Genomic DNA, 26,842 nt, shown 5'->3' on the forward strand with positions numbered 1-26,842 from the left:
AGCGTTTACCTATTCCAATCAATGAACCAAGGTGCCATCGCAGGTATGGTGAATGCCCGTGACTCCTCGTCACGGGCATTCACCATTGAGTGTTGCGCCGGGCAACGGAACCGAGGGTTACAGAAGCTCTTGTGCCAAGTCGAGCGGGGTTCCGAAACGGTGGTTCGTGATCGAGACCGCCTGCTCGCGCAGGAAGGGCAGCAGCTCCGCATGCGGGCACGACGTCACGTCACCCGTGTACAGCGCGACGTCGGGGCTTCCCGAGCTCGCACGGCTTGCATGCGCCCAGCGCTGTGCCGATGTCTCATCACGCGGGCCAAGGACGCGCACGCGCATCCCCAGGCCACCCGAGTTCGCCACCATCGACAGGCGCGACTCCCACGAGCTCGCATCCTCGACAGTCACCTCAATGTCCATGGACTCCAGCAGCTCCAGCACGGGCTGGGGCAGTGTGTCGGCGACCGACAATCCGATGGGGCCACCGGCGAGGAGGCCGGCTGCCAGGACACGAACAGTATCTACCAGCGGCGTTCCGCTGCCCGCTCGCAGCAGAACCGGTGTGGGACGGTAGCGCAGGATGTTACGCTCACACGCCATGCCGGTCACGTCGCGATTCGCCCCGTAATCACAGGCCCAGGCGGCCGCGTCTGCGCGAACGGCACGGGTCAGCTCGGCCGCTTCGTCCTCGCTCAGATGTGGCGCAACAGCTCCGCTCAGGGCGAGCACACTCGGGGCAAGAGTCTCAGCGTTCGTGGCTTCCACCGCAGCGGTGGCACCGCGGTCCGACTCGATGTCGCCCAGACCCAACAGGTACGATGGGCCGCCGGCCTTCGTGGTCGATCCGATAGCCGAGCGCTTCCACCCACCAAAGGGCTGGCGGCGCACGATAGCGCCGGTGATGCCGCGGTTGACGTAGAGGTTACCAGCCTCGATGCCCTCCAGCCACGTGGCCAGCTCGGCACTATCGAGGGTGTGGAGGCCCGACGTCAGTCCGTAGTCGACCTCGTTGACGGCGTCGATTGCATCCTCGAGGGTGTCCACGCGCATCACGCCGAGGACGGGTGCGAAGTACTCGGTCAGGTGGAATTCGCTGCCGGGCACGACGCCCGCACGGATACCAGGGGTCCACAGCCCATCACCCAGGTAGCGGGGCTTGAGCACCCAGTGCTCACCCTCCCCCAGAGTCGTCAGGCCTCGCACCGCCTTCTCATCGTCGGGCACGACGACGGGACCGACCTGAGAGTCCAGAGATGACGGCAGGCCGACCCGCAGCGAGGCTGCCGCATCCACAAGCTGGCGCGCAATACGCGAGGAGCGTCCCGCCGAGCCAACGAGGATCAGCAGTGAGGACGCCGAGCACTTCTGTCCCGCGTGCGCGAAAGCCGAGTGGACGATGTCGCGCACCGCTAGATCGGGGTCAGCCGAGGGGGTAACGATGATGGCGTTCTTGCCACTCGTCTCACCCAGCAGGTGCATGTCGGGCTTCCAGGAGCGGAACAGACGCGCCGTGTCATACGAGCCGGTCAAGATGACGCGGTCGACACCCTCATGCGTGACCAGATGGCGCGAGACGTCCCCGTCGTCGAGCGGGGCGAGGGCCACGAGCTCGCGGGGAAGCCCGGCCTCGTGGAAGGCCGCAACAAGCTCCGCGGCGCAGCGCTTGGCCGGCGGGGCCGGCTTGAGAATGACGGAGCTGCCCGCCGCCAGAGCAGCTGCGACGCCGCCCACCGGAATGGCCACGGGGAAATTCCAGGGCGAGGCGACGACAGTGACGTCCACGGGCACAAAACGCGCCCCCGACATGTACGCCTCATCGGCGAGCTGCAACGACGCATTCGCGTAGTGATGGCAGAAGTCGATCGCTTCGCTCACCTCAGGATCGGCCTGATCGATAGTCTTGCCGGCCTCGGATCCGGCAACCTCGATGAGCTCGCCCCGGCGCGCGGCAAGAACATCGCCGACGCGATGCAGCGCGGCTGCGCGCTCCTCGGGGGTCAGGGCCTGCCAGTCACGTGCCGCCTTGGCGCTGGCCTTGATGAGACCATCGATCGCCTCGCTCGAGGACAGCGCCTGCTCGCCAGCGCGCACGGCCTCGACACCCCGCGTCGAGGTGGGGATGGCCGCAGCGATGTCGCGCGCCCACTGGCGGTTAGCAGCCAGAGCGGGATCGGAGTCCGCTTCGGAGCTAAATGGACGACGCGCGCGCTCGGCAAGGCTCCCCCGCTCGGGGCCCACCCCTGCCTCGCGCTCGGCCAGACGGTCCTGGACACGGTTGGGAACGGGCAGCGGCGCGTCCGGATCAACGTCGGACAGCGCGGCGAGGAAGCGGTCGCGCTCACGGGCGAAGACATCCTCGTTCGTGGCGATGTCGAAGACCCCGGACATGAAGTTCTCGGGTGCGGCGTTCTCCTCGAGGCGGCGCACCAGGTAGGAAATGGCGACGTCGAACTCACGAGGATTAACGACCGGGACGTAGAGAAGGAGGGAACCAACGTCACGGCGCACAACCTCTTGAATGCCAGTAGCCATGCCGGAGAGCATCTCGAATTCAACGCTGTCTTCGACGCCGCGCGCGGCGCGCAGCTCATAGGCGAAGGCAATATCAAAGACGTTCTGTCCGGCCACACCCAGTCGGATCGCACGGGTACGCTCGGGCGTCATCGCCCAGCTCAGCATCCGCTTGTAGTTGGTGTCGGTAGCCTGCTTGGACGGCCACGTCGTCAGCTCCCAGCCGTGAATCTCGGCGTCCACCCTCTCCATGGACAGGTTCGCGCCCTTGACGATGCGGACCTTAATACGCGAACCCCCCGCGTCCACGCGTGCCCGTGCCCACTCCTGGAGACGCTGGAGGGCACCGAGCGAATCAGGCAGGTAAGCCTGTAGGACAATACCGGCCTCGTAGCTGCGCATATCCGGCTGATCGAGGATGGCCGTGAACACCGCGATCGTCAGGTCGAGGTCCTTGTAATCCTCCATGTCGAGGTTCAGGAAGGTCCCGTTGTCGCGAGCGAGGCGGTAGAGCGGCAGGAGGGCGCTCACGCCGTGGTCGACGACCTCCTCGAAGCCCCACGGGTTGTGGGGGCCGGTCACCGCGGAGACCTTGATGGACACGTAGTCGACATCTTCACGGGTCACGAGGCGCGAGACCTCAGCCAGGCGATGGGCCGCTTCCTTTTCGCCAAGCACAGCCTCACCGAGGAGGTTGACGTTCAGGCGGTGACCGCCCTTGCGCAGGCGCGCGAGCGCGGGGCCAAGGCCCTTGTCGGTCGCGTCAACAACGAGGTCGCCGACGATCTCGCGGAACACTCGGCGCGCAGTGGCTGTCACAGTACGAGGAGCGAGGAGCGAAGCAGTCGAGCCGAGGCCCATCGCCGCAGCCAGAGCCGGGGGCAGGAAGTTCTTGCGGCCGGCCGACAGGCGCTTCATGGCCGCGCTGGCGACGTCCAGGTCCGCGGGACGCACGACGTCGTCGACGAATCGAGTGGTGAAGGTCAGACCATCCGGATCGGCGAGGATACGGGACAGGAGCTTGGCCGAGCGCGGCGTGGGCTCATGGGCTGACTCGTCGGCCCACCGGCGCGCGCGTAGAATTGCGCGCTCCCCCAGCGCCCACAGGTCATCGGGGCAGCGTCGAGCGTTGGAATCGTGGTGGGACGGGGTGGGAACAGCGGTGTTCGCCATGCGTAGACCTCCAGGCGTGGATGTGCGACGGTTTATCGGCCTCGCGTGGAGCGTCAACGCTGGACACGCTCAGCACAACTCCCGACGTTGTGAAGGATGCTGGTTTGTCCATCGTAACGCGCGTCAGGCTTACCTGGGCGGGCATCACGGAACGCCGACACGATCTATCAAGGGACCTAAGCCCCAAATCCCGCGAAACACTCACAACGCCAGATCATGAGTGTTGCTTCTCACATAAGGCCCGTCGCCCTACGCGGCGACGCCCCGCCTCACTCGGGGCGAATGAGCCACCGCTCTTTCATGTCAACGGCGACGCCAGCCATGACCTCGTGCATATTGAGCGTACGACCACCGTCCGCGCGCGAGCAGAGCCACTGGACCTGAAGCCCGTCCGATATCGCAACGAGGCGGCGCGCGATCTGCTCACTCGGAGCGTCCTCACGCACCTCGCCCGTGGTCTTGCCGTGCTCGAAAGCCTCAACGAGGTAGGAAATCGCACCGATGAGGTGCTCGCGGAACCAGGGGTGCGCCTGATGCTTCGAATCGATGACGGCGGCCGACATCGCCGTGTAGAGAGCCACGCCGTCGGGGTGACGCTGGTTGTGCGCCACCATATCCACCCAGGCGTCCAGCGCGGCCTCGGCCCCCTCCTCGGGGCGCGGGAGTCGGCTGACTATGCGGCGATCACGCTCATCCAGGACTGCGGCGAGCAGCTGGTCCTTCGAGGAGTAGTGATGCAGGAGCCCCGCCTTCGAAATATCGGAGGCGCGCGCGATGTCTGCAAGCGAGGTTGCCACGTAGCCCTGCGTTGAGAAAAGGGTCAGTGCCTCCGACAGGATGCGCGCCTTCTTATCCTCGCTACCGGCCTTCGGACGGCCGGGCCGACGGGTGCTCGTTGCCTTAGCATCGTTGCTCATGCGGGCTGCTCCATGTTCATTGTGACAGAGTTACCAAAAACCCATCATAGCGTGCAACCGCCTACGCGCCACCGGGTATGCGAACTTCTTTCGTCGAGTCCGCATACCCGGTGCGTCGATAGTCTCATTCGAGGCCTTACTATCCGAATCGAACATCGAACTGGGGCTTGCCCGACGCGTCCAACTCGGGGATTCCGTCCTTATCGGTCTTCAGCTTCGCGGTCACGCGAAACGTCATGTCATGCCGCTTCGACCCGCTCAAGGTGCCCTGGATCGTGTACGTCGGCTCGGCGACGTACACACCCCCATCCGCCACACTCACGGTCGTGGGCATCGTCTTGAGCTCCAGGAAGGACAGTGGCCGAGAACTAATCGCACCCGGGCAGGCGGTGTCAGTGCGGCCAGAGACGGTCGCACACGAGTTGATCAGCGGACCCATAGCCTCGAGCGCGGCGGCAGCCACCTTGTCGTTATAGACGCCCTCCAGGTACACCCGTGGGCCGGTGCGCGTGCTGTCAAAGTCCTCGTTACCTCTAACCAACACCGTCTGGGGCTCAGCGTCGATATACTCGCCCGTCTCCTCCGGGGTGACTGTGTAGACGCCCGGGTAAAGCACGATGTATGCACTGGAGGATTCCGTCAGCGTCGCGACCGACATCTTTTCACCACCGATCGAGAAATGCGTAACCTTTCTTGGCTCCACAAACACCCGCTCAATCATCGCGTTCTCAATCTTCCAGTTGGTCACCAGACCAAAGGTCTTCTTCTCCTCACTGACGCGGAACCAATGGGTGAAGCGTTCGCCGCCGAGGCGTATCGTCGCCTCCACCACGCGCTCCTTGGAGTTCTCCTCGTCGTCAACAGTCACGTCCTCCACCTCGATGCGGGCACTCGCCGAGGCCATAACCTTGTCGGAGAGGAAACCACGCTGGTCGTCGGGCAGCCCCGGATCAACCATCGCCGTCGCAGCGCTGGCCTTACCGTCCGCGAGCAGATCAAGATACTGGCGCACCTTCGCCTCGGGCGTACTCGTCCAGTTCGCAACAGTGAGGGCAATGGTTCCGACGATGACGACAGCAACGAGGGCCACAGCGCCCACGACGATGCGCTTGATACGACGGTGGCCCGTGTCCGACATCGGCGTGACCGTCACCCCGGTCTGAGGAACATCGGCCGCAGGGTCGGCCGCGTACTGGGGGTTGCTAGGAGTAGAAGGAGGCGTCGGAATCCCCGAAGGGTCCGGGGGCGAGGGCACCGCGCCTTGATTCGAGTCGTACTGCCGCTGAGACATTGCTCGTCCCCCACTCTCTTCCGCACAGATGGAATGCCCCCGACACGGTCGAATACTCGCCCAATGGCGCATCGGAGCCGCTAAATTTTCTCATACGGTATTTATTTCATCAACTGAATAATTGATGCACGAACGCATGGAAAACGCACGCGTGTCATCCCACCATGAGAAAGCGACGCCCCACCAAGGTTCCCCCGCCTGCACAAGGAGGTTTCGCGGCGGATTCAGCGCTTCTGCATCGTCACGGTGATGTTCGGTTTCCCGTCGATATCAACCTCCGGAATACCGTCCGCATTCATGATGACCGTTGCCTGTACGCGGACCGTCAGGTCGTGCACCGAGCCGTCCTGATAACGGAAGACGGCGTCTTCAAGCTCGTATGTTCCATCATCACTGGCGCTAGTCAGCGTCTGCGGTGAGCTCAGCAGCTCAATCCCCGTCACCGCTGAGGACCGCAGCTCAACTGGGCAGGAGGGACGCATGTTTGTCCCGAGTGTCGCGCAGTCCTGTAGGTTCTTGTGCGCAACGCGAAGGACATCGCCCCGCAAAGAACTCGCCAGTTGCCCGTTGAAAGACACGGATGTCGTCTCATAAGACGAGGCATGTGATCCGTTCTCCACAACCACCTGAGTTGCTTGAGCATTCACATACGGTCCAAGGCCTTCCGGCTGGAAGGTGTAGACGCCCGGAAAGAACAGATATTCGACCGGAGAAGAGTCGGAAGAACCGGCGTTTGCTGACACGCCACCGACGCTAAAGGAAGGAACGCGCAGACCAGAGACGGGAACCTTGACGAACAAGCCATCACGTATCTTCCAGACAGACGAGTCACCTTTTTCCTTGTGCCGTCGCTCCAGCGAGAATGTATGAGTAAAACGGTCGCCATTGAGGCGCAGCGTTGCCGTCACTTCCTTCGTGTCGATGCCTCCATCGCCATAGGTCGGCTCACTGACCGATTCGACGACAATCCGAGATGAGGCGGCCGTTAGTACCTCGTTCGTCAAAAACAGACGCTGTTCGTTCGGGATGCCCGGGTCGACCATCGCCAGCGCGCCCGCCGCATCCCCCTCGGCCAGGAAGCTGAGATACCGACGCACCTCACCATCGGGGGTTCCTTCGACGCGCTCGATCACCCACGCAACCGGCATGAGAGCGAAGCTGAGGGCGAAGAGAGCAACGATTCCGACAAATGTGTTCGCCTTCTTGCGGCGCTTGGGCTCCATTCCCCGATACGCTGCAAACAACATTCCGGCGGACCCAAGGTTGGATCCACTGTTGGGCACGGCTCCGGGAACACCGAACTGCGGTACCGCTTTCTTCCTCCGCATTGAGAAGCCCCTACATCCTCGGTAACTACTTCGTAGGGGTAGCGTACGCCATCGTGCCCCACTCCACAATAAGCAAGGCCTCTGAGGCGTTCGGAGTGCCTATTTCTTGTTGACAGTGAAGTGCACCGAGGTATTCTCAGCCGGGGAAGTACCCGTGCCATCCATGATGACCGCTTGCTGAGGCGCCGCCCGATCTCCTTGCGCCAGGCCTTCCGCCGTGAAGGTGTAGACACCGGGGAAGATCCTCAATTCCCTGGATCCACTTGTGAGGGGAATGGCGTCGGCACCGCTGCCTATCACGCTCACGCCCGGCACCTGGTCACCGGAGATGTGGATGGTCACCAGAAGGTCATCGAACAGATACCATTCCGTCGGCCGATCCTTCGTCGGCTTATGGTGATAGACGGTGAAATCGTGAGTGAAACGCTCGCCATTCAAGCTCATCGTCGCACGCACCGTCGCACGAGAACCCGCGCGCCACTTACTGGTCAGGCTTTCGACCGATTCGACGACGATACGAGACTCAGCTGCGCCCAGCACCTCGTTCGTCACGAGCGGGAGCTCCTCGTCCACGAGCGGCCTTGTCAACATGGCCCGCGCCGACTCTGCATCGCCCTCGGACAGGTAGGTCAAGTACTGCCGCACGGTGTCTTCGGGATTTGTACGCGGCACATCCATCAGATAGAACACGCCGAACACGAATAGGCCGCAGATAACCACGAGGATGACTCGCACCTTGGTATCAGCCTTGCGCTGTTTCTGAGAGACGACAGGAGGCGGCGCCGAGGACCATCCTCCGACAGGCTGCCCCGGTTCGCCCACATGCATCGCGCTCATCGTGCCCTCTTTCCCAATGCTCCGCTACGAGGTCTCAGTCAACTGCGTCGTCGTTCGGATCAACGACGGGCAACGCCTTCGTCGGCGGCACGCATGCATCGCCCTGCAGCGCGGGTAGGGACAGGCCGGCGGTCGCCGGAATCTCCTCCGACGACTCCGCGAGCTTGCGTGCCACGCGCGACATCGGACGGGACGAGGCCTGGGAGCCTTCCGTCGCTCGATTCATCCTCACACTATTCCTCTCTGGCACCGATGCCATTCATGTCATCCAACAGCGAGGACGCGTTCCTCGCGGCCCACATCACACTAGTCTACGGAATCGGCAGAGAAATGATCCCATGCCCCGCGCAGGACCGCCCCATCCATCATCGCCTGAGGTTCTTCCTCAGCCCGGCATGCTCGCACCGCGCCGACAACGCGGAAACCATCGGGCAGCTGCGCATCCGGCGGGAAAACGGCGATCATGCCATGTTCCTCTCCCCCTTGCAGGACCCACCGCACGGGATCGACCGCGCAGACGCGGGCTGCGGGAGCCAGGTGGGATGCCTCCGCCTCGATGGCGTCACGATCAAACTCAATGACGACGCCCGAGGCCTGAGCGATGCGCGCTGCGTCCGTCGCTGGTCCATCCGACAGGTCCATCATGGCGCGAGCGCCCGCAGCCGCGGCGGCCACGCCAGAGCCCAGCGGAGGCCTCGGCGCACGGTACGTCTCAATGAAGGGCGCCAGATCGCCCAGCTGCGCTTCCCCTCGCGCTGACGGATCGACGTGCCCACCCTCCAGGAGATCGAGGCCCGCGTAGGAGTATCCAAGGGTGCCGCTGACCGCGACGACATCTCCGGGGCGCGCGCCATCACGGCGTACCACCGGGCCCGGGCAATAGCCGAAGGCCGTGATCGAAATGACGAGCTTCTCCCCCGCACTCAGGTCTCCGCCCACCACACCGGCTCCGACCTCGCGCGCGCGGTCCCCCAGGCCTCGAACAACGTCCAGGAAAACGTCCGCGTCCATGTCACGCGGAGCCACCACCGAGGCGACGAGGGCCGAGGGGCGTCCGCCCATCGCATCGATATCCGCGAGGTTCTGAGCGGCAACGCGCGCGCCGACCTCGTAACCGGTCGACCACGACAGGTGGAAATGCTGATCCTCCACCATGACGTCCGTCGTCACAATGAATGATCCTTCGGGAGCCGCAACCTGGGCGCAGTCGTCACCGATGCCGATCATCGTGCGCTCGCCGCGCGGGAAAGACTCGCGGAAATGAGACACCAACTGTGCCTCGGATAGCTCAGCTAACTTCATAGGAACCAGACTAGTCGCGGGCGCAGCTGCGCGCCGCAAAGCCGCCTCAGTTCTCGACGCCTCGCACAGTCTGGGAGGCAAAGAGGCAGGTCGCGGCCGCGCTGGCCACGTTGAGGGACTCCGCGTCCCCCGTCATGGGAATGGACACGAGGGCGTCGCACAGGCGCATCTCGTCGCCCGAGAGGCCACGTGCCTCGTTGCCGAACACCCACGCGTGCGACTGGGACAGACGCGAGCGCGCCGACACTCCCTGCACGAGGAGGTCGGACAGGCTGAGCGAACCGGCACCACCGCTGGTGCCCAGCAGGGCCGCGCTGCGACCGTGAATGAGTGCACGTGCATCCGCGAAAGACGGGACCACGCACACGGGAATGTGGAAGACCGAGCCGGCGCTCGAGCGCACAACCTTCGGGCTCGCGGCGTCCACCGTGCCCGCGACGGCCACGACACCGACCGCACCGAATGCGTCAGCCGTGCGAATGATCGTGCCGACGTTGCCGGGGTCGCGCCCCTGAGCGAGCACGACGATCGTCTCACCAACGCTCGGCTCAGGCAGTTCGCGCGACAGCGCATCCAGAGATGCGACTGCGCAGATGCCCTGCGAGTCCCCCGACAGGGCCGCCGAGACCTCAGCGGTCACCGGGTGCACCCAGCGCGTCGCGCGCCGGGCGGCTTCCACGACATCCGCGTGGGTGTCCCACGCGTCCTCGCGCACGTACACGTCACGCACCGCATCCGGTCGGTGGAGGGCTAGTTCGCGCACTGCCTGAGGGCCCTCGACAAGCATGAGGCCCGAGCGTGAACGCGCCGAGCGCCCGACCAGACCCGATACCCTACGCACGCGATCGGCGCGGGGATTATCGAGAACGGTCAGGCGCTCGGCGAAAAGGCTCACCTATCAGGCCTTGGGGGCGTTGATGTCGGCGGGCAGCGCGTCCTTGGCGACCTTCACCAGGGCGTTGAACGCGTTGATGTCGTTGACAGCCAGCTCGGCCAGCATGCGGCGGTCGACCTCGACGCCAGCCAGGTTCAGGCCCTGGATGAGGCGGTTGTAGGTCAGGCCCTGGGCGCGGGAGGCAGCGTTGATGCGCTGGATCCACAGACGACGGAAGTCGCCCTTCTTGGCCTTGCGGTCGCGGTAGGAGTAGACGAAGGAGTGAGTGACCTGCTCCTTGGCCTTGCGGTACATGCGCGAGCGCTGGCCGCGGTAGCCGGAGGCCTGCTCGAGTACGGTACGACGCTTCTTCTTGGCGTTGACAGAACGCTTAACACGTGCCATTTTCTACTGTTCTCCTCTTACTCGAGCTCAGATGCCCAGCATGCGCTTGACGCGCTTGACGTCAGCGGTCTCCAGGACCTGGTCGGTCGCCAGACGGCGGGTCTTACGGCTGGACTTGTGCTCCAGCAGGTGGCGGGCGCCGGCCTGCTCGCGCATGATCTTGCCCGAGCCGGTCGTGCGGAAGCGCTTCTTAGCACCGGAATGAGTCTTGTTCTTCGGCATTTCTATTCCTTCGTTGTGAGGCGATGGGTATCGCCGTCAGTCCTGTTCGTCAGCCTTGTCGGCTGCCACTCGGGCCTGGTCCTTGCTGGCGCGCTCCGCGCGCTTGCCCCGGCGCTCAGCGCGCTCGGCCTCGCGGCGCTTGCGCTGCTCAGTCAGGGCGTCAGCCTTGCGCTTGGTGGGGGCCAGCACCATCGTCATGTTGCGCCCGTCCTGACGGGGCATCGATTCGACGGTGGCAAGGTCACCAATCTCCTCGGCGAGGCGCTGCAGGAGGCGAACGCCAGCCTCGGGGCGAGACTGCTCTCGACCGCGGAACATGATCATGACCTTGACCTTGTCGCCGGCGGACAGGAAGCGCTCAACATGGCCCTTCTTGACGCCGAAGTCGTGATCGTCGATCTTCAGTCGGAAGCGGATTTCCTTCAGCTGCGTGTTCGCCTGGTTGCGGCGAGCATCGCGGGCCTTCTGGGCGGCTTCGTACTTGTACTTGCCGTAATCCATGAGCTTTGCGACGGGCGGCTTGGCGTTCGGCGCAACCTCAACCAGGTCGAGCCCGGCCTCTTCGGCCAGACGCAGCGCGTCCTCAACTCGGACGACGCCGACCTGTTCACCTCCGGGTCCCACGAGGCGAACCTCGGGGACTCGAATACGCTCATTGATGCGAGTCTCGCTGATGAGCGGCTCCTTCCACAGAATCCTTATGCGTGTAACGAAAAGCCTCCGTTACGCGACGCGCACGGAGGCTTCCATAGGGTCAACACACACGGGTGTTGACCGTCGTACCCGATCCCCTGCGCAACGCCCTTGCGGGCGGCATCCTCTCTGTCGAGAGGCGGGTATCCAGGTGGGATCTCTCCGCTTGCGTTCCGGGCTTTCGCCCAGACGGTCATATGTACTCTACCAGAAACAGCACAAGAGCGCCAGATCAGCAATCATTGCACGCCTCACGCTGTGCTGGGACTACTCGATGCCGATTCAGCGCAGCACGGGCGCGATCTCGACCCGGTCGGCCGCAGCGATGAGGCGCGGGTTCGACCCCAGGGCGTTCAGGGCGGCCGACAGGCTTTCTTTCATTGACGAGGCATCGGCCCCCTGCGCGAAAGACGTGCGATCCACGGACACGAGCACGCGCGTGAGTCCGTCGCCCGCGTAGGCGATCTCAACGTCGGCGATGGCCGGGCACGCCGCGGAGGCCTCGGCGAGCAGGAGCTCACGCAGAGCCTCGTCGCGCCAGGCAGGCAACCACTCATCCCCCTGCGCGAGCGCGGCCACGGCGGGACGCGGCAGTAGCACCGCGTCGGTACCCGGGTTGACGACAATGCGCCCACCCGTCTCGACGAGGGCGGTCAGCCCGATCGTGCGGAAGTCCAGGGCCATCGGACGGTCACCGGGGCGGTGAGCGGACAGTGCCTGCGCCGACGAGTAGATCGCGAGCGCCTCCCCCGCGGGGGTCTGCGCGCGCACGAAGTCGATCGGATTATGACCGTTTTCGCCGGCGTGAACGCCCGTCACGCGCGGGTCTGGTTCGACGTCGATGGGAACGATCACGCGTTCAAAGACGAGAGCATCGACGAGCGCCTCAAGCCTGGCCGCCCCCGCGTCGCTCCCCTGCCCCAGCGCGAGCGCCCGGGCGGTCCGAGGAAGCCCCTGCCCCACGTCTGCACGGTCGTGGCTCATCATCGACAGGCGCTGCGCCAGTCGGTTCTTCTGTTCCTCGGTGAGAGAAGGTGGCGTGTGAGTCATGAGAGTTCCTCGTATCCGGCAACGTCCAGCGCATCGGCCAGAGTGAATGCGCCCTGGTACAGGGCCTTTCCGACGATCGCGCCCTCGATGCCGAGGGCACGCAGGGCTTCGATGTCGGCCAGGGAGTTGACCCCACCCGAGGCGATGATACGTGCGGGGGTCTGGTCCGCGACGCGGGCCAGCAGGTCTCGATTGGAACCATTCATCTGACCGTCACGAGTCACGTCTGTGACGACGAGGCGGGCCACACCCGCCTCATTCAGGACGCCCAGGGCTTCCCAGACGTTGCCGCCCTCGCTACTCCCGCCACGCGCGGCCAGGCGATCGTCGCGCACGTCCAGGCACACGGCGACGCGCTCACCAAAAGCGTCGACGGCCTCGCACACGGCGTCGATATCGCCCAGAGCCTGCGTCGCAATGTTGACGCGCTCGGGGCCCATCGCCAGCCCGGCCTCGATGGCCGCTCGGCTCGTGATGCCTCCCGACAGCTCGACGCGCACGGGAACCTCACGGATCACCCGGGCGAGCAGCTCAGAGTTTTCGCCGCGACCGAACGCTAGATCCAGGTCCACGAGGTGCACCCAGCGGGCCCCGGCCTCGTTAAACGAACGAGCGACATCAATCGGGCTCCCCCAGGAGCCCTCGTCAATCGATCCGGAGGACAGGCGCACGGCCTGACCATCCGTCACGTCGATCGCGGGCAGCAGTTCGAGGATCGTCATGATTGCTTGCGTCGCAGCCAACCGAAGGGGCCACCGCCCTGGCAGCTGCCGTCGGCAGCCACGGAATCCTTATAGTCGGCGGGGGTCGTACGACCCAGCAGGAGGTCCTCCGTCGCCGCGGGCATCGCACCCAGCAGGAGGCCCGCGGGAATCGTCTCCTCGGGCTCACCGCTCACGTAGCGCTGGGCGGAGATACGACCCGAGACGCCCGGCTCCACGCCGTCCCCCTCGACGAGCCAGCTCATGAGCGCGACCGCCCCGTACTTCGACAGGTTCGAGACGGCCCGGGCCACGCGATCCACCGCGTCGGGCATCGGACGCTGGCCGGTCAGCAGAGCGTCGAGCTCCTCCTCGTCGGTCGGCGTCGTCTCGACGCGCAGCCACACGGCGGTCCACGGCTTGAGACGCACGATCGACTCACGCACACCCGTCAAAGCGAGCAGCGAGTGCAGCGCTTCCGGGTAGGAAATCGGGGCGAGCACGAGGGCAACCGACAGGCGACCACCCTCCAGGTGCAGGGACTCGTCAACGGGAGTGTCGTCCGGATCGAGGGACGGCAGAGAATCGCCCGCGGCAGGCGTCGATCCCAGCGATGCAACCAGCGACTGGAACTCCGCATCGATATCGTCGTTGTGAGCGCTCACCGCTCCTCCTTATACTGTGTGTCTCTACCCAAGGATACTGTCCATCCACGCCCTCGCGCGTGATGCGCTCTCCACCAGCGAAAGGATTCACCATGAGCACACCGACGATCCCCGTGCGCGGGGAGATCAAGCTCGGCCAATTCGTCAAGCTCGCCTCCCTCGCGGAGGACGGCGCACAGGCCCGCGAACTCATCCAGGCCGGCGACGTGACTGTCAACGGCGAGGTGGAGACACGCCGCGGCCATCACCTGAGTACCGGCGACCTCGTCGAGGTCGACGCCCCCTGGGGAAAGGCCTCCGCTATCGTCGGATCCGCCTCCTGAGCACGCCCGTCGACGACGCGAGCCGAGTCCCATCGGGGCCCGGCTCGCATCATATTAGGACGAGGTCACGACCCCACCCGCGCCGACGACTGCCTTGATGTGGCTGAAGAAGGCGCTCGTCTGTTCGACGCGCAGCTTGGGATCCAGCTCGACGACCGTCGTACGCCCAGGCTCCGTCAGGTGCAGGCGCACCGGGGAACCGCCCGGGTAGGACTCGAGGACACCGCGCAGGTCGGTGAGAAGCTCGGGCGTGCAACGCGCGGCCGGCAGGCGCAGGTCGAGGGGCAGGTCCGCCCCACCTGACAGATCCAGGAGCGTCATCGACTGGCCGTAGATGGTCATGCCCTCTTCGCGCACGTTCACCTTGCCCTCAATCTGGACGATGATGTCCTGCGCGAGGTAGGTCTGAATCGACTCGTAGGAGCGCGGGAAGAAGAGCACGTCCACCGAGCCCGACAGGTCCTCGATGGTCGCGATCGCCCACGCGTTACCCTGCTTCGTCACCTTCGTCGTCACGCCCGAAATAAGGCCCGCGATCTTCACGACGCGGTCCGCCATCGCCCCGTCGGAGCCGACGACCTGGGCGATCTCGTAGTCTTGGTGGCGAGCCAGCGCTGCCTCCACGCCGCGCAGCGGGTGGTCGGAGACGTACAGGCCCAGCATCTCGCGCTCGGCCGCCAGCTTCGTCTTGCGATCAAACTCGGGGAGGTCCGGGATGTCGATCGTCAGACCCGAGCCCGTGTCCTCATCCTCCCCCAGAGCGCCGAACAGGTCGAACTGTCCGATCGCCTCGTTGCGCTTAACGTCGATGATCGCGTCCACGGCCTCGTCGCAGCGCGCGAGGAGGGCACGGCGCGTGTGCCCCATCGAGTCGAAAGCGCCGGCGCGGATGAGGGACTGGATCGTGCGCTTGTTGCACACCACCTGAGGCACCTTGTCCAGGAAGTCCTGGAACGAGGCGAACCGCCCCTTCTCAGCGCGGGTTTCCACAATCGCATCGACGACCGGGCCGCCCACGTTCTGGATGGCGTTCAGGCCGAAGCGGATCGCCTCGCCGTCAGGCGCAAAGTTACCCATCGACGCGTTCACGTCCGGAGGCAGGACCGTGATGTCCATGTGACGGCACTCCGCCAGGTACAGGGCTCGACGATCCTTGTTGTCCTTCGTCGAGGTCAGCAGGGCGGCCATGTACTCCGTCGGGAAGTTCGCCTTGAGGAAGGCCGTCCAGTAGGAGACGAGGCCATATGCGGCCGAGTGGGCCTTGTTGAAGGCATAGGCGGAGAAGGGAACGACGACGTCCCACAGCGCCTTGATCGACTCCTCGGAGTAGCCGTTATCGACCATGCCCTGGCGGAAGCCCTTGAACTGCTGGTCCAGGACCTCCTTCTTCTTCTTACCCATGGCCTTACGCAGAATGTCTGCCTGGCCCAGCGAGTAGCCCGCCAGCTTCTGGGCGATCTGCATGACCTGCTCCTGATACACGATCAGGCCGAATGTCGTACCCAGAATGTCCTCGAGCGGCTCCGCCAGCTCCGGGTGGATGGGCGTGATCTCCTGGCGCCCGTTCTTACGCAGCGCGTAGTTCGTGTGGGAGTTCGCACCCATCGGGCCGGGACGGTACAGGGCGCCGACGGCCGAGATGTCTTCGAAGTTGTCGGGCTTCATGAGCTTGAGGAGGTCGCGCATACCGCCACCATCCAGCTGGAAGACGCCGAGGGTGTCGCCTCGTCCCAGCAGCTCGTAGGTTTTCTTGTCGTCGAAGGTCAGGTGGTCGAGATCCGGGTCCGGCTTGCCGTTGAGCGCGATGTTCGCAAGGGCATCGGACACGACGGTCAGGTTACGCAGGCCCAGGAAGTCCATCTTCAGCAGGCCCAGCGTCTCGCACGTCGGGTAGTCGAACTGCGTGATGATCGCGCCGTCCTGCGGGCGCTTCATGACCGGGATGATGTCGGTGAGAGTGTGGGAGCTCATGATGACCGCACACGCGTGCACGCCCCACTGGCGCGTCAGGCCCTCCAGGCCGAGCGCGTACTGGACAACCTCGTGCGTGTCCGGGTTCTCCTCGTAGAACTTACGGAACTCCGCGGCCTCGGCGTAGCGCTTGTCCTTCTCGTCGAAGATGCCGTGGACCGTGATGTCCTTGCCCATGATCGCCGGGGGCAGCGCCTTGGTGAGCTGCTCGCCGACCTTGAAGTCCTTGCCGAGGATGCGCGCGGAGTCCTTCAGGGCCTGCTTGGTCTTAATCGTGCCGTAGGTGACGACCTGGCTGATGCGGTCCTCGCCGTACTTGCGCTTAACGTAGGCGATGACCTCGTCGCGCCTGCGTTCGTCGAAGTCGACGTCGAAGTCGGGCATCGAGATTCGTTCGGGGTTGAGGAATCGCTCGAAAATCAGGCCGTGCTCGAGGGGATTGAGCTCGGTGATCTTCAGGGCGTAGGCCACCATCGAGCCCGCGCCCGAGCCACGGCCCGGTCCCACGCGGATGCCCTGGGACTTCGCCCAGTTGATGTAGTCGGCGACCGTGAGGAAGTAGCCGGGGAAACCCATCTTGATGATGACGTCTTCCTCGTACTGGGCCTGCTTGCGCACGTCGTCAGGAATACCGTTCGGGAAGCGGTCGCGCAGGCCTCGCTCGACTTCCTTGATGAACCACGAGGTCTTGTCTTCACCCTCGGGCACTGGGAAGTCGGGCATGTAGTTGGCGCCCTCCTTCGTGGTCGTGAAGTGCACGTCGCAGCGCTCGGCGATCTCGAGGGTCGAGTCGCAGGCGCCGGGCAGCTCGCTCCACAGCGCACGCATCTCGTCCGAGGAGCGGATGTAGTAGCCGTCGCCGTCAAACTTGAATCGGTCGGGGTCGTTGATGCGCGAGCCCGAGTTGATGCACAGGAGTGCGTCCTGGATCTTGCGGTCCTCGCGCTTGACGTAGTGCGCGTCGTTGGTCGCCACGAGGGGTGCGTTCATGAGCTTGGCGATCTCGAGGACCTGCTGGTGGGTGCGTCGCTCGATGTCGATGCCGTGGTCCATGACCTCGACGTAGAAGTTCTCCGCGCCGAAAATGTCGCGCAGCTCCGCGGCCTCAGCCACGGCCTCGTCCCACTGCCCCAGGCGCAGACGCGTCTGCACGGCGCCCGAGGGGCAGCCCGTGAACACGATGAGACCCTCGTGGAACTGGCTGAGCAGCTCCTTGTCGGCGCGGGGCCACTTGCCGAACTGGCCGTCCGTCGAGGCGTAGGACCCCAGGCGGAAGAGGTTGTGCATGCCGGTCGTGTTGTACGCGACCAGGGTCAGGTGGTTGTAGGAGCCGCCGGCGCTCACATCGTCGGAGCGCTGCCACGGCTCGCCCCACAGGACTTTCTGGCGATCAAAGCGCGAGGTCCCCGGCGTCACGTACGCCTCAAGGCCGATGATCGGCTTGACGCCCGCGTTCTTGCAGTTCGTGTAGAAGTCGAAGGCGCCGAAAAGATACCCGTGATCCGTCAGGCCAATCGCAGGTTGCCCGAGGCGAGCGGCCTCCTCCGCCATCGCTTTCGTCTTCGCCGCCCCGTCGAGCATCGAATACTCGGAGTGGTTGTGAAGGTGCACGAAGGAATCAGCCATGCGTCGATTCTACTGTCCGAGGCGCGCGCACCCACGGTGAACGCCCCGAGCGGAGCGGTCGTTCATCTCACGGCGGACACCTCGTGCCCGAGGCCGAGGCCGGGGCTGAGAAAAGCCGACTCCCCACCGACGATGCTTCAGTCGCGCGGGTGGCGCAGCTCCTCGAGGGCATCCGCGAGATCAGCCGGATACGGGCTGGACACGCTCATCGGCATCCCCGTGCGAGGGTGGTCGAATCCGAGGCGAACGGCGTGCAGCCACTGCCGGGTGAGCCCCAGGCGCTCCGCCTGGGTCGGGTCGGCGCCGTAGAACGTATCACCCACGCACGGGTGCCCGACGGCAGCCATGTGGACGCGGATCTGGTGAGTGCGTCCCGTCTCGAGGTGTACCTCGGTGAGCTGGGCGCCCGCCATGAGCTCGAGCGTGTCGTAGTGGGTGATAGCGCGCTTACCACCGTCGATGACGGCCATGCGCCATTCGCGCGAGGGGTGACGACCGATAGGCGCATCGATCGTGCCCGAGGCCGGGTCGAGGTGCCCGGCTACGACGGCGTGGTACACCTTCTCAATCGTGCGTTCCTTGAACGCGCGCTTCATGACCGTGTATGCGAGCTCAGACTTGGCGACCATCATCGCGCCGGATGTGCCCACGTCGAGGCGGTGCACGATGCCCTGGCGCTCGGGGGGCCCGTAGCTGGTGATGCGATATCCGGCCGCCTCCAGGTTGCCCAGGACCGTGGGGCCTTCCCAACCGGGGCCGGTGTGTGCGGCGACGCCGACCGGCTTGTCGACGACGACGATATCCTCGTCGTCGTACAGGATCGCCATATCGGTGACCGGCGTCGGCTTGTTCTCGGGTTCGGGGATGCTCACCTCGATAATGTCCATAGCACCGAGACGATCAGACTTTCCCGCGCTCACGCCGTTGATGAGGACGTGTCCCTCCCCCGCCAGCTCCGCGCAGCGCGAGCGCGACAGGCCGAGCATGCGGGCCAGAGCAGCGTCGACCCTCTCACCCACGAGGGCGTCGGGGACGGGAAGCATACGCGAACTCACTGAGCATCCTCCTTCGAGGGCTCACGGGAGAGCGCGAGGGCCAGCAAAGGTGCCCCGAGAACGATCCAAATGTCCGCAACGTTGCCGACGAACCAGGTGCCGTAAGCGATGAAGTCGGTGACGTGTCCGATGCCGAAGCCAGGTTCGGCAGTCAGTCGATCAATGAGGTTGCCGACGGCACCGCCCGTCAGCAACGCGATTGCCAGCAGGGTCGACGCACGATGAACGCGCCGAGCAAGCACGACGAGAACGCCAATGATAACGACGGTGAAAATCGTGAGAATCCAGGTCTTCCCAGCCGCAAAGGAAAAAGCGGCGCCCGAGTTGTGGACGAGCCGCAAAGAAAGCCACTCCCCGATCAGAGGGCGCGGCTCCTGCCCGTCGAGGGCAACGCGCGCCCACATCTTCGACGCCTGGTCGGTAACAATCGCGGCCACAAATACGAGGCCCGCGTAGATCCACGTCGAACGGGAGTGGGTCGGGTGGGAGGAGTCAGCCATGGTTCCCTATCTTAAACGAGCGGCGGCGGCGCACCGCGAAGTGCACCGCCGCCGGTCAAAGCGATTGCGATCAGTTCTCGCCGTTGCCGACCTCGTTGAGGAGGGTCTCGAGGTGGCTGCGCAGGTTCGTGCGGTACTCGGCTTCGAAGGTACGCAGACCGTTGATCTTGTTCTCGAGCAGCTCGCGCTCCTGGTCGAGCTGGGAGAGCAGCGAATCCTTCTGCTTCTGAGCGTCGGCGATGATCGCCTCGCGCTCGGCGTTGGCCTCGGCGATGATCTTCGCGGACTGCTCTTCGCCGTCGCGCACGTACTCGTCGTGGACGCGCTGGGCAAGGGCCAGCATCGAGGTGGCGGACTCGGCGTCCTGAGGGCCGGTGATGGCCGGGGCGGGGGCCGGGGTCTCGACGACCGGAGCCGCAACGGGGGCGGGGGTCTCGGCCGGGGTGTAGTCGGAGTTGGACAGCTCGGCAATGCGACGCTCCGCAGCTTCGAGCTTCTCCTTCAGATCCTGGTTCTCCATCTGCAGGGAGTAGATGGTGGAGACAACCTCGTCGAGGAACTCATCAACCTCGTCCTGGTCGTATCCCTCGCGGAACTTGACGTACTGGAACTTCTTGTTGAGGACATCCTCGGTGGTGAGCAGGGCCATTTCTTCGCCTCTCGGTCGTTTCGATTGGACGCGCGGGAGCCGCACGCCTGGACGACCGGGAAGGCCGCCCGCTATCACGTCACGAAAATAATAACTGAAATTGTCACACTAGCAACATCCATCACGAGAAGAGGTCCATTTTTGTGGGGCCTCTCATCTCGAGATTTAGGTACTACAGGCTCATGAAGTACAGAACATTAGCCAAACGCTGCGTAACGATGAGGACCAGGAACAAGACCATGAAACCGACATCAATCGCCATGCCGCCACCGACGCGCAGCGGCGGAACATAGCGCCCAATCCAACGAATCGGAGGATCGGTCAGCGCGTAGAGAACATTCGCAAGAACGAGCAGAATCCCACTCGGGCGCCATCCGCGCGCGAAAAACTGAACCCAGTCCAGAATGACGCGCGCGAACAGCACCATCATGTACAGGTTGATGAGGACGCTCAGCCCCCACCCGAACCAGCCGAGGATGATCACAGAGATTCTCAGCCCTGGTTATACAGCGAGCCGCGTCGGCCCGACGTGTTGTCGCCCTGGACCTCGACGGAAGCCGGGGACAGGAGGAACACGCGGTTGGTGACGCGCTCGATAACGCCGTGCAGTCCGAAGGTCAGACCGGCGGCGAAGTCGACGAGGCGACGCGCCTCCTCTTCACCCATGTCGGTGAGGTTGATGATGACGGGCGTGCCATCGCGGAACGCCTCGCCGATCGTCACGGCATCGGAGTAGGCGGTGGGGTGGATCGTCACGATGCGCGTGAGGTCCTCAGCCGGCTCCTCACGGCGAATGCTCGTCAGGGTCGGGCGGGACACGGGAGTAATGTCGGCCACGGGTGCTACCTCTTCCACCTCATCGAATTCTTCGAATTCATCGATGGGCTCCTCGGGTGAGTACCAGCCCATGAACTTACGTGCGCGTGCACCGAACGACTCGCTCATTGTTCCTCCTTCAGCCGATGCATAGCCACAAGCTACAGTTACCGAGCGGCCTCGCCTCGCAGGGCGCTCGGCGCGTCGCGAGTAGGGGTGCTGGCGCCCCTCATCACGGGGCATTCATCGACGAGGCCGTGGCACAGCGTGGCACGTTCACGGGACCCTCGCGGACGGGAGCCGAGGTCAGGCGGGAACGATAATCAGCGCTTGACGCCCGCACGAGGAGTCGCGGCGATAGGAGAAAAGAGAAGGGTCTTCTCGGGTGCATCGCGCATCGATATCGACGTCCACCCCCAAGGCTTCAAGGGAGGAGGCTGCGGCATGAGGCAGGTCAAGCGCGGAGGTCCCCCAAGACGTCAGAGTGCGAATGCCGGGCATGAGGGCCTCGCTCTCCTCGGCCATTCCTGCGGGCACCTCGTAGCAGCTCCCACAGATTGCCGGGCCAATGAGAGCGTCGATGGGACCGTCAGCGAGGGAGCGGATGCGCTCCACCGCACGAGCGAGGATTCCTCCGAGGAAGCCGCGCCTGCCCGCATGCACGGCCGCGACGATCTGACCGGAAGCGGCAGAAAAGACGACGGGGAGACAGTCGGCTGTTTGAACGGCAAGGGCAGGAGCCCCCTGACAACCGCGAGCGTCGATGACGACGCCATCGGCATCGACGGGACCCCACTCCCCCGGCGCTGGATGCTCGAGCGCGGCCTCACTATCCACGTTAACGAGCTCATCACCACACACCCGAAGAAGCTCGACCCGGGTCGAGTGAGTTTGATCCATCCAGACGACGTCGCGGCCCAGCCGTTGCGCGAGCGACTGACGCCGCTCGCGAACGAGGGATGGATCATCACCCACATGCAAGCCAACATTGCCGCATAGCGCACCGGTGCCCGGGTCCACCTCAGTAAGGTGGACCCGGGCACCGGCCCAGAGCTGTTCAGTCATCAGCGCAGGAAGGGGGGAATATCCAGCTCTTCCTTCTCCGGGGCCTCAGGGTAGACGCGAGGAACCTCGAAGGAGTGCTCGGACTCGGACTCCTCGTATTCCACGGCCGCAGGCGCCTCGACGGGGGCAGGAGCAGCCTCGCGAACCGGCGCTGCCACGTCGGCGCGGTGCAGCGGGCGACGCGTGGACACCTGGCTGATGCGAGTGGTCTCGGCAGCGGGAGCCTTCGCCTCGGGAGCAGCGGGACGCTGCTGAGCGACGGGTGCCGCAACGCGGGCAGCGGTGGGACGCGACAGCTGAGCGTCGGTCGCGTCGTCGAAGCCGGCAGCGATGACCGTGACACGAATCTCGTCTCCGAGGGCATCGTCGATGACGTTACCGAAGATGATGTTGGCCTCGGGGTGGGCGGCCTCACGCACAAGCTGCGAAGAAGCGAAGACCTCCTGCAGGGTGAGGTCGGAGCCTCCCTGGAAGAACATGAGCACGCCGTGCGCACCGTCGATCGACGCTTCGAGCAGCGGAGACGAAATCGCGCTCTCGACAGCGCGTAGCGCGCGATCCTCGCCGGTCGCGGCACCGATGCCCATGAGGGCCGAACCGGCATCCTTCATGACCGACTTGACATCGTTGAAGTCCACGTTGATGAGGCCCGGCGTCGTGATCAGCTCGGTGATGCCCTGAACACCCGATAGGAGGACCTGGTCGGCAGCGCGGAAGGCATCGAGCACGGAGATGTTCGCGTCGGAGATCTCCAGGAGACGATCGTTGGGGATCACGATGAGGGTATCGACCTCTTCGCGCAGCGTGGTCACGCCACCCTCGGCCTGGGCTGCACGGCGGTTACCCTCGAAGGAGAAGGGACGCGTGACGACGCCAACCGTCAGGGCGCCAGCGTCGCGGGCGATCTTGGCGACGACGGGGGCAGCGCCAGTACCGGTGCCACCGCCCTCACCGGCGGTCACGAAGACCATGTCCGCACCCTCGAGCGCAGCGGTGATTTCGTCGATGTGGTCCTCGGCAGCCTTACGCCCGACCGCGGGATCCGCGCCGGCTCCCAGGCCGTGCGTCAGTTCGCGGCCGATGTCGAGCTTCGTCTCGGCATCAGACATGAGCAGAGCCTGCGCGTCAGTGTTGACCGCGATGAACTCAACGCCCTTGAGGCCGACCTCGATCATTCGGTTCACGGCGTTAACTCCGCCGCCCCCGACGCCGACGACCTTGATCACTGCCAGGTGGTTTTGCGGTGTCGCCATGGATGTCTCCCTTGCATCAGACCCTCAACCTTTAGTTGAAGGTTGATGTTTAACGTGCTTCGTGTCGGAAAGAAGTTAGGGGTCCGCGAGCGATCCTTCAAGCCAACACGCGGACAACAAAGAAGGCTTAACTGGTCACAGGGTGATTCGGCGATGACACGTCGTAGGTCGTCGCCTTCACATTCGCCAGCAACGTGGCGAGCACTCTCGCCTTTTGAGGCGCATCCGCGTTCGTTCCCCACTTGACAGTCTGACCGCCACGCAGCGTGAAACTCACCTGCGTGCCCGTCGACGTCACAGTGGCCACCTGCGAGCGCGTACTGTCATCCAGCGCGCCCAGTGCTGAGGCGATATCGGCGGCACCGACACTGCGATCTTCTGGCAGCGTGACCACCGGGTAGTCCCCCGCACTGGCAACCTGCTGGAACGCCACACCCTGGTCGTCCACCAGCTGATAGCCGCCGGTGCCTGCCTCCACAGCCATAGGCGTACGCATCGTCACGGAGATACGCAGGCTCGTCGGCCACCGACGAGTGACCGTCGCCGAACGCACCGCAACATTCGATTCGACCGCGCGCGCAACCGCAGACGTGCTCAGACGCGTCAACGGCACGCCCTCAAAAGACGCAATCGACGAGCGCACGGAGTCAGCGGTCACGAGTGCGCCGTCCTCACCCGAGACGATCACCGCTGACGAAGAGAACGCAAAAATCGGCGAGAAGAACGCAACCCATGCACCGCCGCCAGCTAGAGCGAGCGTCACAAGTGTGAGCGCAATACGACGCGCAACGAGCATACGACGCGCACGATGACGCTCGCGCAGGCGATCGCCCAGGTCCGCCGCTTCCTCGCCTCCCAGCACGGACGCAGCATCGGCAACCGGCAGTGGCCGGTCAACCACCGAGCGCGCGCGGCGGCGCTCCACCAGCGAGACGGGACGGCGGGTCGTTTTCTCTGCCTCCCCAACTTCCTCGGGCTCGGGCGTCGAAGCGATAATCTCGTCGAAAGGTGAGCCGGCCTCACCCGTATCAGACGGACGCTCGTCACGAGGGCGCGAGCCCCCCGGACGCCTTGGGGAAGGCGGCCTCATGCCTCCATCCGCTTCCACTCATCCAGCACGTCCGACGCGCAGTGAGTGATGGAACCCGCACCCATCGTCAGGCACAGGCCACCCTCGGGGGTCAGCGAAGCGGCCAAGCGAGCGGCCTCGTGCATGTCCTCGATGTAGGACGCCCCCTCGATGCGCGACGCGATCAGCGTGGAGTCCACGCCGGGTTCGGGATCCTCGCGTGCACCATAGATACCCGCCAGGACGACGTGGTCCGCGCCCGACAAGGCCTGCGCAAAGCGCTCGGCGAAGATACGGGTCCGCGAGTACAGGTGCGGCTGGAACACGACGGTGACCTCACCCTCTCCGGAGACGACCTGCGCCTCGCGGATCGCAGCCTCGACCTCTGTCGGGTGATGGGCGTAGTCATCAAACAGGCGACGCGTACCAACCTGGCCACGCGCCTCGAAGCGACGGGCCGCGCCCGTGAACTCGCCCAAGCCATCGGCAATCACCTGGGGTTCGAGCCCGCACTCAATACCGGCCACCCACGCAGCAGTCGCATTGAGAACATTGTGTTCACCGGGCACTCTCAACGTCAGCGACGCGCTGCGCTCCCCCCACGTCAGGGACGCGCCGGCTCCGTGAGCCTCGACGCGTACATCGGAAATCACAACATCGGGTGCCTGGAGCGCGCGCTCCGCACGCCCGTACGTCACGACGCGCAATCCTTCGCTGCGAGCAGAGTCCGCCAGACGCACAGCGCCCTCATCCTCCGCACACGTCACCAGAAGGCCACCGGGGACCAAACGACGAGCGAACTCGACGAAGATCTCTTCGAACTCCTCGCGCGAGTGGTATCGGTCCAGGTGATCGGGCTCCACATTCGTGACGATCTCGATCGCCGGAGAGTAATTCAGGAACGACCCATCGGACTCGTCGGCCTCGGCAACGAACACGTCGCCGGCACCCAGGTGAGCACCCGTTCCCAGCTGCGGCAGCACGCCGCCCACGGCGACGGACGGATCCAGGCCGCACGCCGACAGCGCGATCGCCAGCATGCCCGACGTCGTCGTCTTTCCGTGCGCGCCAGCAACGCCCACAAAGCGCATGCCCGACGCCGCCAGCGCGAGCGCCTGCGAACGGTGGATCACCAGCTGGCCGCGCTCGCGCGCGATCTCCAACTCCGGGTTGTCTTCGCGGATCGCGGTCGACACAACGACCACAGAGGCCGGGTCCACGTGCGAGGCCTCGTGCCCGACGAACGCGCGCACACCAACGGAGCGCAGATGTTCAAGAACCGCGGATTCCTCGCGGTCCGAGCCCTCCACGGTCGCACCGCGCGATACCAGCAGCTCGGCAACAACGCTCATGCCGGCACCGCCGATACCAATCAGATGAAAACGATCCTGCAGCGTCGGCTCACTCATGGCCGCCCTCCTTCACCTGTTCCAGGGCCAGATCGGCCAACGCGCGAGCCGCACCCGCGCGGCCCAGGGACTGCGAGGCGGCAGCCATGTCCGCCAGACGCGTCGAGCCCAGCAGCGGGAATACATTGCGGCGCACGAAGTCAGCCGTGAAGTCCTTATCGTCGATGAGCTGCGCTCCACCGGCGGCCACGTGGTCCGACGCATTCAGGCGCTGCTCGCCGTTACCGATCGGCAGCGGCACGTAGATGCAGGGCAGGCCCAGGGCCTCCATCTCGGCCACGGTTCCCGCACCCGAACGGCACACGACGAGATCCGCAACGGCCAGCGCGTCCTCCATCGTGGTCAGGTAATCAATGACGTGCCAACGATCCGACAGGCCCGCTGCCTCGACGGCGGCGCGCACAGGCTCATCCTTGCCCCGGCCCGTCAAGTGCACGACCTGGGCACCCTCCGGAAGAGCATCGGCGGCCCCGGTCATCGACTCATTGACGTGCAGTGCGCCTAGGGAACCACCCGTGACGAGCAGCGTCGGCACATCGGGGTTCACGCCCAGACGCTCGGCAGCCTCCCGGCGCGCCTGCGCCGCCCCCTGCGCATCTTGGCGGCGGCTCGCCAGATCTGCAATTGCCGCACGCAGAGGCAGGCCCGTCACGACCGTGTTGCCGCTACGCGCACTCAGAGGGGTCGATGGGAAGGTGAGGGCGACGACCGCCGCATTGCGCGCTCCCACCTTGTTGGCCAGGCCCGGGCGAGCATTCTGCTCATGGATGACGATCGGGACACCCGCGCGCTTGGCCGCGATGTACGCGGGCGTTGACACGTAGCCGCCGAAACCAACGAGGACGTCGGCCCCTTCCAGGGCACGCGAGCAACGCTTCACGGCGTCCGAGAAACGCGACGGCAGGGTGAAGAAGGCGAGGGAAGGACGGCGCGGCAACGGCACGCGAGGAATCTCCACCAGTGGGAAGCCGGCAGCCGGAACCAGATCCGACTCCAAACCAGCCGACGTCCCCAGAACCACGACCTCGGCACCACTCTCACGCAGCTGTGCTGCTGTCGCGAGCAGAGGATTCACGTGGCCGGCGGTCCCGCCGCCAGCCATCACAACCTTGACCATAAGCGTCTCCTTTACGCGTGCGT

26 protein-coding genes are annotated in these 26,842 nt (G+C 64.9%); 1 reads left to right on the plus strand and 25 read right to left on the minus strand.

Annotation, left to right across the window (positions count from 1 at the left end; all coding sequences use genetic code 11):
• Positions 1–117: 117 nt before the first annotated feature.
• The 14 genes from HMPREF1137_RS00775 to HMPREF1137_RS00840 form a co-directional block, all read right to left on the minus strand.
• Positions 118–3,681, minus strand: a complete 3,564-nt coding sequence (locus HMPREF1137_RS00775) for a proline dehydrogenase family protein (protein WP_007587837.1) — start codon at positions 3,679–3,681, stop codon at positions 118–120.
• A gap of 269 nt (positions 3,682–3,950) precedes the next feature.
• A complete protein-coding gene (locus HMPREF1137_RS00780) occupies positions 3,951–4,598 on the minus strand; it encodes a TetR/AcrR family transcriptional regulator (RefSeq protein ID WP_007587779.1) in 648 nt (215 codons plus the stop codon).
• A 139-nt stretch (positions 4,599–4,737) separates the two neighbouring features.
• The gene (locus HMPREF1137_RS00785) at positions 4,738–5,889 is read right to left on the minus strand and encodes a zinc ribbon domain-containing protein (protein ID WP_231283982.1); all 1,152 of its coding nucleotides are present in this window, start codon (positions 5,887–5,889) and stop codon (positions 4,738–4,740) included.
• A gap of 224 nt (positions 5,890–6,113) precedes the next feature.
• Positions 6,114–7,112, minus strand: coding sequence for a hypothetical protein (locus HMPREF1137_RS00790; RefSeq protein WP_007587711.1), 999 nt, complete (start codon positions 7,110–7,112; stop codon positions 6,114–6,116).
• A gap of 204 nt (positions 7,113–7,316) precedes the next feature.
• Complete coding sequence (locus HMPREF1137_RS00795; protein WP_231283983.1) at positions 7,317–8,054, minus strand: hypothetical protein; 738 nt, start codon at positions 8,052–8,054, stop codon at positions 7,317–7,319.
• 34 nt (positions 8,055–8,088) lie between these two features.
• Positions 8,089–8,280 carry a hypothetical protein gene (locus tag HMPREF1137_RS00800; protein WP_007587810.1) on the minus strand — a complete coding sequence of 64 codons (192 nt, stop codon included), beginning with the start codon at positions 8,278–8,280 and terminating at the stop codon, positions 8,089–8,091.
• An 80-nt stretch (positions 8,281–8,360) separates the two neighbouring features.
• The gene (thiL, locus tag HMPREF1137_RS00805) at positions 8,361–9,356 is read right to left on the minus strand and encodes a thiamine-phosphate kinase (protein ID WP_034496118.1); all 996 of its coding nucleotides are present in this window, start codon (positions 9,354–9,356) and stop codon (positions 8,361–8,363) included.
• A gap of 46 nt (positions 9,357–9,402) precedes the next feature.
• Positions 9,403–10,251: a TrmH family RNA methyltransferase gene (locus tag HMPREF1137_RS00810; RefSeq protein ID WP_007587763.1), complete on the minus strand. Its 849-nt coding sequence runs from the start codon at positions 10,249–10,251 to the stop codon at positions 9,403–9,405.
• A 3-nt stretch (positions 10,252–10,254) separates the two neighbouring features.
• Entirely contained in the window at positions 10,255–10,635 is a 381-nt protein-coding gene (gene rplT / locus HMPREF1137_RS00815; protein WP_007587751.1) for a 50S ribosomal protein L20, read from the minus strand.
• A gap of 27 nt (positions 10,636–10,662) precedes the next feature.
• A complete protein-coding gene (rpmI, locus tag HMPREF1137_RS00820; protein WP_003792667.1) occupies positions 10,663–10,857 on the minus strand; it encodes a 50S ribosomal protein L35 in 195 nt (64 codons plus the stop codon).
• 36 nt (positions 10,858–10,893) lie between these two features.
• Entirely contained in the window at positions 10,894–11,559 is a 666-nt protein-coding gene (gene infC, locus HMPREF1137_RS00825) for a translation initiation factor IF-3 (protein ID WP_081445781.1), read from the minus strand.
• Positions 11,560–11,832: 273 nt separating this feature from the next.
• Positions 11,833–12,600 carry an SseB family protein gene (locus HMPREF1137_RS00830; protein ID WP_007587730.1) on the minus strand — a complete coding sequence of 256 codons (768 nt, stop codon included), beginning with the start codon at positions 12,598–12,600 and terminating at the stop codon, positions 11,833–11,835.
• Positions 12,597–13,322 carry a HisA/HisF-related TIM barrel protein gene (locus HMPREF1137_RS00835; RefSeq protein ID WP_007587828.1) on the minus strand — a complete coding sequence of 242 codons (726 nt, stop codon included), beginning with the start codon at positions 13,320–13,322 and terminating at the stop codon, positions 12,597–12,599. Before HMPREF1137_RS00835 ends, HMPREF1137_RS00830 begins: the two co-directional genes overlap by 4 nt.
• Complete coding sequence (locus HMPREF1137_RS00840; RefSeq protein ID WP_007587778.1) at positions 13,319–13,966, minus strand: hypothetical protein; 648 nt, start codon at positions 13,964–13,966, stop codon at positions 13,319–13,321. Before HMPREF1137_RS00840 ends, HMPREF1137_RS00835 begins: the two co-directional genes overlap by 4 nt.
• A 92-nt stretch (positions 13,967–14,058) precedes the next feature.
• Here HMPREF1137_RS00840 and HMPREF1137_RS00845 point away from each other — a divergent pair, with 92 nt between their 5' ends.
• Positions 14,059–14,289: an RNA-binding S4 domain-containing protein gene (locus HMPREF1137_RS00845; protein WP_007587765.1), complete on the plus strand. Its 231-nt coding sequence runs from the start codon at positions 14,059–14,061 to the stop codon at positions 14,287–14,289.
• Positions 14,290–14,343: 54 nt separating this feature from the next.
• On the opposite strand, the gene dnaE is transcribed toward HMPREF1137_RS00845, so the two are convergent.
• The 11 genes from dnaE to murG form a co-directional block, all read right to left on the minus strand.
• Positions 14,344–17,886: a DNA polymerase III subunit alpha gene (gene dnaE, locus HMPREF1137_RS00850; protein ID WP_007587783.1), complete on the minus strand. Its 3,543-nt coding sequence runs from the start codon at positions 17,884–17,886 to the stop codon at positions 14,344–14,346.
• Positions 17,887–18,023: 137 nt separating this feature from the next.
• The gene (locus HMPREF1137_RS00855; RefSeq protein WP_034496148.1) at positions 18,024–18,929 is read right to left on the minus strand and encodes an RluA family pseudouridine synthase; all 906 of its coding nucleotides are present in this window, start codon (positions 18,927–18,929) and stop codon (positions 18,024–18,026) included.
• A gap of 8 nt (positions 18,930–18,937) precedes the next feature.
• Entirely contained in the window at positions 18,938–19,441 is a 504-nt protein-coding gene (lspA, locus tag HMPREF1137_RS00860) for a signal peptidase II (RefSeq protein WP_007587699.1), read from the minus strand.
• A 70-nt stretch (positions 19,442–19,511) separates the two neighbouring features.
• Positions 19,512–20,090 (minus strand): DivIVA domain-containing protein, encoded by a 579-nt coding sequence (locus HMPREF1137_RS00865; RefSeq protein WP_007587709.1) that lies wholly within the window; start codon positions 20,088–20,090, stop codon positions 19,512–19,514.
• Positions 20,091–20,262: 172 nt separating this feature from the next.
• Positions 20,263–20,574, minus strand: a complete 312-nt coding sequence (locus tag HMPREF1137_RS00870; protein WP_007587858.1) for a YggT family protein — start codon at positions 20,572–20,574, stop codon at positions 20,263–20,265.
• A gap of 8 nt (positions 20,575–20,582) precedes the next feature.
• Positions 20,583–21,035, minus strand: a complete 453-nt coding sequence (locus HMPREF1137_RS00875) for a cell division protein SepF (RefSeq protein WP_007587720.1) — start codon at positions 21,033–21,035, stop codon at positions 20,583–20,585.
• A 177-nt stretch (positions 21,036–21,212) separates the two neighbouring features.
• Positions 21,213–21,971 carry a purine nucleoside phosphorylase YfiH/LACC1 family protein gene (locus HMPREF1137_RS00880; protein WP_034496121.1) on the minus strand — a complete coding sequence of 253 codons (759 nt, stop codon included), beginning with the start codon at positions 21,969–21,971 and terminating at the stop codon, positions 21,213–21,215.
• Positions 21,971–23,224: a cell division protein FtsZ gene (gene ftsZ / locus HMPREF1137_RS00885; RefSeq protein ID WP_007587808.1), complete on the minus strand. Its 1,254-nt coding sequence runs from the start codon at positions 23,222–23,224 to the stop codon at positions 21,971–21,973. The genes HMPREF1137_RS00880 and ftsZ overlap by 1 nt, the downstream gene beginning before the upstream one ends.
• 127 nt (positions 23,225–23,351) lie before the next feature.
• On the minus strand, positions 23,352–24,314 hold the full coding sequence (locus HMPREF1137_RS00890) for a cell division protein FtsQ/DivIB (protein WP_007587845.1): 963 nt from the start codon (positions 24,312–24,314) through the stop codon (positions 23,352–23,354).
• On the minus strand, positions 24,311–25,702 hold the full coding sequence (murC, locus tag HMPREF1137_RS00895) for a UDP-N-acetylmuramate--L-alanine ligase (RefSeq protein WP_007587724.1): 1,392 nt from the start codon (positions 25,700–25,702) through the stop codon (positions 24,311–24,313). Before murC ends, HMPREF1137_RS00890 begins: the two co-directional genes overlap by 4 nt.
• A complete protein-coding gene (murG, locus tag HMPREF1137_RS00900; protein ID WP_007587873.1) occupies positions 25,695–26,819 on the minus strand; it encodes an undecaprenyldiphospho-muramoylpentapeptide beta-N-acetylglucosaminyltransferase in 1,125 nt (374 codons plus the stop codon). The genes murC and murG overlap by 8 nt, the downstream gene beginning before the upstream one ends.
• Positions 26,820–26,842 lie beyond the last annotated feature (23 nt).

This window comes from Actinomyces sp. ICM39 (assembly GCF_000282935.1).
GTDB classification, from domain to species: Bacteria; Actinomycetota; Actinomycetes; order Actinomycetales; family Actinomycetaceae; genus Pauljensenia; species Pauljensenia odontolytica_B.

Coding starts and splice junctions, on each gene's coding strand:
- HMPREF1137_RS00775 (WP_007587837.1), bottom strand. CDS start 3,681: ATGGCGAACACCGCTGTTCCCACCCCGTCCCACCACGATTCCAACGCT.
- HMPREF1137_RS00780 (WP_007587779.1), bottom strand. CDS start 4,598: ATGAGCAACGATGCTAAGGCAACGAGCACCCGTCGGCCCGGCCGTCCG.
- HMPREF1137_RS00785 (WP_231283982.1), bottom strand. CDS start 5,889: ATGTCTCAGCGGCAGTACGACTCGAATCAAGGCGCGGTGCCCTCGCCC.
- HMPREF1137_RS00790 (WP_007587711.1), bottom strand. CDS start 7,112: ATGGAGCCCAAGCGCCGCAAGAAGGCGAACACATTTGTCGGAATCGTT.
- HMPREF1137_RS00795 (WP_231283983.1), bottom strand. CDS start 8,054: ATGAGCGCGATGCATGTGGGCGAACCGGGGCAGCCTGTCGGAGGATGG.
- HMPREF1137_RS00800 (WP_007587810.1), bottom strand. CDS start 8,280: ATGAATCGAGCGACGGAAGGCTCCCAGGCCTCGTCCCGTCCGATGTCG.
- thiL (WP_034496118.1), bottom strand. CDS start 9,356: ATGAAGTTAGCTGAGCTATCCGAGGCACAGTTGGTGTCTCATTTCCGC.
- rplT (WP_007587751.1), bottom strand. CDS start 10,635: ATGGCACGTGTTAAGCGTTCTGTCAACGCCAAGAAGAAGCGTCGTACC.
- rpmI (WP_003792667.1), bottom strand. CDS start 10,857: ATGCCGAAGAACAAGACTCATTCCGGTGCTAAGAAGCGCTTCCGCACG.
- HMPREF1137_RS00830 (WP_007587730.1), bottom strand. CDS start 12,600: ATGACTCACACGCCACCTTCTCTCACCGAGGAACAGAAGAACCGACTG.
- HMPREF1137_RS00835 (WP_007587828.1), bottom strand. CDS start 13,322: ATGACGATCCTCGAACTGCTGCCCGCGATCGACGTGACGGATGGTCAG.
- HMPREF1137_RS00845 (WP_007587765.1), top strand. CDS start 14,059: ATGAGCACACCGACGATCCCCGTGCGCGGGGAGATCAAGCTCGGCCAA.
- dnaE (WP_007587783.1), bottom strand. CDS start 17,886: ATGGCTGATTCCTTCGTGCACCTTCACAACCACTCCGAGTATTCGATG.
- HMPREF1137_RS00855 (WP_034496148.1), bottom strand. CDS start 18,929: ATGCTTCCCGTCCCCGACGCCCTCGTGGGTGAGAGGGTCGACGCTGCT.
- lspA (WP_007587699.1), bottom strand. CDS start 19,441: ATGGCTGACTCCTCCCACCCGACCCACTCCCGTTCGACGTGGATCTAC.
- HMPREF1137_RS00865 (WP_007587709.1), bottom strand. CDS start 20,090: ATGGCCCTGCTCACCACCGAGGATGTCCTCAACAAGAAGTTCCAGTAC.
- HMPREF1137_RS00875 (WP_007587720.1), bottom strand. CDS start 21,035: ATGAGCGAGTCGTTCGGTGCACGCGCACGTAAGTTCATGGGCTGGTAC.
- HMPREF1137_RS00880 (WP_034496121.1), bottom strand. CDS start 21,971: ATGACTGAACAGCTCTGGGCCGGTGCCCGGGTCCACCTTACTGAGGTG.
- ftsZ (WP_007587808.1), bottom strand. CDS start 23,224: ATGGCGACACCGCAAAACCACCTGGCAGTGATCAAGGTCGTCGGCGTC.
- HMPREF1137_RS00890 (WP_007587845.1), bottom strand. CDS start 24,314: ATGAGGCCGCCTTCCCCAAGGCGTCCGGGGGGCTCGCGCCCTCGTGAC.
- murC (WP_007587724.1), bottom strand. CDS start 25,702: ATGAGTGAGCCGACGCTGCAGGATCGTTTTCATCTGATTGGTATCGGC.
- murG (WP_007587873.1), bottom strand. CDS start 26,819: ATGGTCAAGGTTGTGATGGCTGGCGGCGGGACCGCCGGCCACGTGAAT.